This window comes from Microbacterium sp. (genome assembly GCF_035277845.1).
Classification (GTDB): Bacteria; Actinomycetota; Actinomycetes; order Actinomycetales; family Microbacteriaceae; genus Microbacterium.
The window spans coordinates 1-5,198 of the sequence record NZ_DATEJS010000109.1; the positions used below are offsets into that span (position 1 = coordinate 1).

Annotated in this window: 4 protein-coding genes; 1 reads left to right on the forward strand and 3 read right to left on the reverse strand. The window is 71.9% G+C overall.

Features of this window, described 5'->3' with window-relative positions; genetic code table 11:
* Positions 1-118: 118 nt before the first annotated feature.
* The 3 genes from VJR25_RS04630 to VJR25_RS04640 all read right to left on the reverse strand — a co-directional run bounded on the left by VJR25_RS04630 (position 119) and on the right by VJR25_RS04640 (position 4,021).
* Positions 119-982, reverse strand: coding sequence for a PhzF family phenazine biosynthesis protein (locus tag VJR25_RS04630; RefSeq protein ID WP_324113007.1), 864 nt, complete (start codon positions 980-982; stop codon positions 119-121).
* Between the two features lie 16 nt (positions 983-998).
* Positions 999-2,381, reverse strand: coding sequence for an FAD-binding oxidoreductase (locus VJR25_RS04635; protein WP_324113009.1), 1,383 nt, complete (start codon positions 2,379-2,381; stop codon positions 999-1,001).
* Positions 2,382-2,473: 92 nt separating this feature from the next.
* A complete protein-coding gene (locus tag VJR25_RS04640; RefSeq protein ID WP_324113012.1) occupies positions 2,474-4,021 on the reverse strand; it encodes a PucR family transcriptional regulator in 1,548 nt (515 codons plus the stop codon).
* Positions 4,022-4,111: 90 nt separating this feature from the next.
* Here VJR25_RS04640 and VJR25_RS04645 point away from each other — a divergent pair.
* Positions 4,112-5,198, forward strand: a 1,087-nt coding sequence (locus VJR25_RS04645) for an aminotransferase class III-fold pyridoxal phosphate-dependent enzyme (protein ID WP_324113014.1), incomplete at its 3' end; no start/stop codon positions are given.

Genomic DNA, 5,198 nt, shown 5'->3' on the forward strand with positions numbered 1-5,198 from the left:
AGCGAGCCGAAACGCAGTCACTTCCGCGCGTCCCTCTTCTCCCGGTCGTTGAGCGAGCGAAGCGAGCCGAAACGCAGTCACGATCCGCAGCCCGTCGGCCGCGAAGGCCGCAACCGGGTCAGTCCGTGATCTCCGCCGTCCCGGTCACCGTGATCCCGCCCTCGACCGGGATCTCGACCCGCAGGATGCTGGGCCGCCCGACGTGCCGGCCCTGCCGGATCGTCAGCCGAGCCGGGGGAGCGACCGCACCGATCGCGCGAAGGTATGCGCCGAGGGATGCCGCCGCCGACCCGGTCGCCGGATCCTCCGTGATCGCTCCGACCGGGAACAGGTTGCGCGCGTCGAACTCGTCGGCGGCATCCGACAGGGCATGCACGACCGTGACGGTCCCCGTCCACCCGCGGGCATCCATCAGCTCGCGCATCGCGAGCGGATCGAACGAGAATGCATCGAACACGGCCTGATCGCGGATCGCGACGATCGGATGCCAGTTTCCGGCGAACGACTCGCGCAGCGGCAGTCGCGGATCGAGGTCCTCCTCGCTCAGCCCGAGCAGGCCGAGAAGCTCCGCCTGAACCCTGACATCGAGGTCGCGGAGCTCCGGGTCGACGCTCGTGAACGAGGCCGTGATCCGTCCGTCGGCTTCCGCCGTGGCGATGACCACCGGACCGACGTTCGTCTCGAACGTGAATTCGCCCGGCCCGCGCTCGCCGGCGAACCACACCGCGGTCGCGATCGTGGCGTGGCCGCAGAAGGGGATCTCCGCGCCGGGGGAGAAGTAGCGCAGCCGCGCGCGACGCGGGTCGCCGCCCACCGCCGGGTCGACCACGAACGCCGACTCGGGGTAGCCGAGCTCCGCCGCGATGTGCTGCATCCGCTCATCGGACAGGGCGGATGCGTCGGGCACGACGCCGGCGGGGTTGCCGCCGCCCGGCTCGGCCGCGAAGGCCGCCATGTGCAGCACGCGCACGTCGTCGTCCATGCTCTCGCCCCCGGTCTCAGTGCTCGCCGGCGATCGCGTCCGCGATGCGCGCGGGCCAGGCATCCTGATTCGAGCGCCCGGATCGCTCCATGCCGTCGGCCATGCCGTACGCGGTGTAGATCGCCTGGACGGCCGTCCAGCGGAGGGGCTCCGGCTCCCAGTTCTTGGCGCGGTGGTTGACCCACGGCAGGCGCACCCGCTCCGTGTCGTTGCCGAGTACGAGATCGGCGAGGGTGCGCCCGGCGAGGTTCGTCGCGGTGACGCCCGTGCCGACATAGCCGCCGGCATGGCCGAGTCCGCGCACCTTGTCCCATGACACGGTCGCCGACCAGTCCCGCGGCACCCCCAGCACCCCGGCCCACGCATGGTCGATCGGCACGTCGGCCGCGGCCGGGAAGAACTCCCGCAACAGCCTCGTGAGCGACGCGATGGTGCGCTGCTGGGTGCGGCCGTCGCTGTCCACACGCGACCCGTAGCGGTAGGGCACACCGCGTCCGCCGAACGCGACGCGGTCGTCGGCCGTGCGCTGCGCGTACATGTACACGTGCGCCAGGTCGCCGAGGGTCTCCCGGCCGTGCCAGCCGATCTCCTCCCACACCGCGGCGGGCAGCGGGTGCGTCGCGATCATCGACGAGTTCATCGGCAGCCAGGTGCGGTGCTGATCTTTGAGATCGGCGGTGAACCCCTCGGTCGCGCGGATGACGGCATCCGCCCGCACCGTGCCGCGGTCCGTGAACGCGAGCCCGGGCTGGATCTCGGTGACACGCGTGTCCTCGTGGATCACGACCCCGAGCCGCTCGACCGTCGCAGCGAGGCCGGAGACGAGCTTGCCGGGATGGATGCGGGCGCAGTGCGGATGCCACGCGGACGCGATCGCACCGGCGATCTTCAGGTGCGACGCGGTCTCGGGTCCGTTGTGCACCTCCCAGTCGGTGTGCGGCCAGGCCGCCTCGGACTCGATCATGGCGCGCAGCCGGGCGAGCTGGGCAGGGTTGCGGGCCACGGTGCGCTCGCCGCCCTTGACGATGTCGGCCTGGATGCCCTCGCGCTCGGTGACGGCGATGACCTCGTCGACCGCGCCGTTGAGCGCGACCTGCTGGGCGATGGCGGCCTCCCGCCCGTGGGTCTTCGCGTACCGCCCGCGCCCGCCGGTGACCGAGTTGGTGAGCCAGCCGCCGTTGCGGCCGGATGCCCCGAACCCCGCGAAGCGCTGCTCGAGCATGACGATGCGCAGATCGGGCTGCAGCGTCTTCAGGTAGTACGCCGTCCACAGGCCCGTGTACCCCGCGCCGACGATGCACACGTCGGCGTCCGTCGAGCCCGCCAGTGCCGGCCGCGGCTTCGGCGCACCGCCGAGCGTGCGCCACCAGAAAGAGACCTCACCGTTGATCGTCGTCACCGCCCCAGGCTATCCAGGGGACCCAGGACGCGTGCGGGGCAGGCTGTCCGGCATCCGCCCCGCGACGGACGGACTGTGGACGGTCCTTCGGTTCACTCCGGCTGCGGGGAGTCCACCTGCAGTGCGGCCCACAGCTCCGCGCGTGCGGGGAACGTGCCGAGGTCCACGCCCAGCAGTCGCTGCGCGAGCGCGACGCGGGCCCGGACCGTGTGCCGGTGCACGCCGAGCACCTCGGCGGCGGCGTCGTAGCGGGCATCCTGCTCGAGCCAGGTGTGCAGCGTCTCGACGAGCGACGTGCCCTCCTCGTCGTCGTGCCGGCGCAGCGGCTCGATCGCGGCACGGGCGAGCGAGCGCCCGTCATCGTTGCCGAGCGCGGAGAGGATGCCGGATGCCGCCACGTCCGCGAACCGCGTCACCGAGCCGGCCGAGATCGATCCGCCGCGGCTGCGGGCGACCCGCGCCTGACCCACGGCGCGGCTGAACTCGTCGTATCCGGTCTCGTTCGAGACGCCGACGCGGGCGCCGAAGGTCGCCGCGAGATCGTCGAGCACGGCGTTCCGGTCGGCCGGGACCACGAGCACCACGCCGTCGTCGGTGCGGGCGAAGAAGAGCGCCCCCGGGGTCTCGTCGGCGCGCAGTTCGAGCCACTCGGTCGCGGTGTCCGTCAGCGCGGTGGCATCCGTCGCGGCGACGGTCACCGGCTCCGGAGGCATCCCGCCCCACATCTGCGCGGCAATGCGTTCGGCGAGGGTGGGGTCGTCGCTGAGGAGCGACTGCAGCACGCCGGTGCGCAGCAGCGCCCGGGCGCGCTGCAGTCCCTCGTTCTGCTCGAGCGCGAGCCCGGCCATCGCGATGACGGCGGTGACCACGCCGCGACCCTCCTGGTCGAGGGCACCCGCGGCGATCGCGATGACCCCGCGCAGGTGCCCGCCGCGGCCCAGGGTCTGCAGCGTGAACGGGGTGTCCCCGATGCGCAGGGACGAGCCGGCCCGAGCGCCGCGGCGCAGCACGCGCCCGACCTCCTCGTCGAGTCCGGCGCGGGTGACGGCGTCCAGCGTGCCGGCGGGGTGCTCGTTCACGAGCGCGCCGGCCGGATCGTACAGGCCCACCCAGGTCTCCAGCTGCCGGGCGAGCTCGGCGAGGGTGGCGGTCAGGCCGTTGGGGCGGAGGGCGGCCAGCGAGATCGCCCGCTGCGCCGCCAGGGCCCAGCTGCGCCGGGCGAACGTCTCGGCGGCGATGGCCTCCGCGTTCGCGCGCGCGACGGCGATGAACGGGGTGCGGTAGGGAACCTCGAACAGCGGCATCCGCGTCTCCCGGCACGCCGCCACGAGCAGGGGCGGGATGCCGTCGCGCACCACCTCGGTGCCGAACCCGAGCGCCACCACGCCGCGCACCGACAGGCGGTGCACGTAGTCCTCGAACGACCGTCGCTGCCACTCGGTCATCTGGGTGCCGGTGGTCAGCAGCACGAGGCCGTCGGAGAGGAAAGGCGTCGGGTCGACCAGGTCGGAGTTGTGCACCCAGCGGATCGGGGCGTCCCACGCGCCGTCGGACAGGTGCTCCTCCGCGATTGCGGGGGTCAGATGCAGGTCGCGTCGGGCGAGCAGGGCGCGCAGGGTCGGGGCGTCCATCACAGCCATGGGTTCTCCTGTACGTCGCGTACATGAACAGTCGAAGAATGTACGCAAAGTCTAGTGCGGGGGCGGGATACCGCGCTTACTGTCGATCACATGACCATCGCTGACACCACTACGCCCGTGGGCGGACCGACCCTCCCGCAGGAGCGTCGCCTCGTCACGGCCATCCCCGGCCCTCGTTCCCAGGAGGTCCTGAACCGCAAGTCCGCCGCCGTCGCGGCCGGTGTCTCCAACTCGGTTCCGATCTCCACCGTCGCCGCCGGCGGCGGCGTCATCGTCGACGCGGACGGCAACTCGCTCATCGACCTCGGTGCCGGCATCGCCGTCACCACGGTCGGCAATGCCCACCCGAAGGTCGTCGCCGCCGTCCAGCAGCAGGTCGCGCAGTTCACGCACACCTGCTTCATGGTCTCGCCGTACGAGCAGTACGTCGAGGTGGCCGAGGCACTCAACAGGCTCACCCCCGGTGACCACGCCAAGAAGTCGGCGCTGTTCAACTCGGGCGCCGAAGCGGTCGAGAACGCCATCAAGATCGCCCGCAAGTACACCGGCAAGACCGCCGTCGTCGCGTTCGACCACGCATACCACGGCCGCACCAACCTCACGATGGCGCTCACCGCCAAGAACATGCCCTACAAGGACGGCTTCGGGCCGTTCGCGTCGGATGTCTACCGAGCCCCGCTGTCGTACCCCTACCGTGACGGCGGACTCTCCGGCGCCGAGGCGGCGAAGAACGCCATCACCATGATCGAGAAGCAGGTCGGCGCCGCCAACCTCGCCGCGATCATCATCGAGCCCATCCAGGGCGAGGGCGGCTTCATCGTCCCGGCCGAGGGCTTCCTGCCGGCGCTGGTCGACTGGTGCCGCGCCAACGGCGTCGTGTTCATCGCCGACGAGGTGCAGACCGGCTTCGCCCGCACCGGCACCATGTTCGCCAGCGAGCAGTTCGGCATCGTGCCCGATGTCATCACGACCGCCAAGGGCATCGCCGGCGGCATGCCGCTGGCAGCCGTCACCGGCCGCGCCGAGATCATGGACGCCACCCACGGCGGCGGCCTCGGCGGCACCTACGGCGGCAACCCGGTCGCGTGCGCCGCGGCGATCGCCTCGATCGACGTGTTCGAGAACGAGGACGCCTCGGGCCGTGCCCGTGAGATCGGCGACATCCTCATCCCGCGTC

What these genes read in the sequence shown, in the direction of transcription:
- VJR25_RS04630 (WP_324113007.1), bottom strand. Translation starts at nt 982, where the DNA reads ATGGACGACGACGTGCGCGTGCTGCACATGGCGGCCTTCGCGGCCGAG.
- VJR25_RS04640 (WP_324113012.1), bottom strand. Translation starts at nt 4,021, where the DNA reads ATGGCTGTGATGGACGCCCCGACCCTGCGCGCCCTGCTCGCCCGACGC.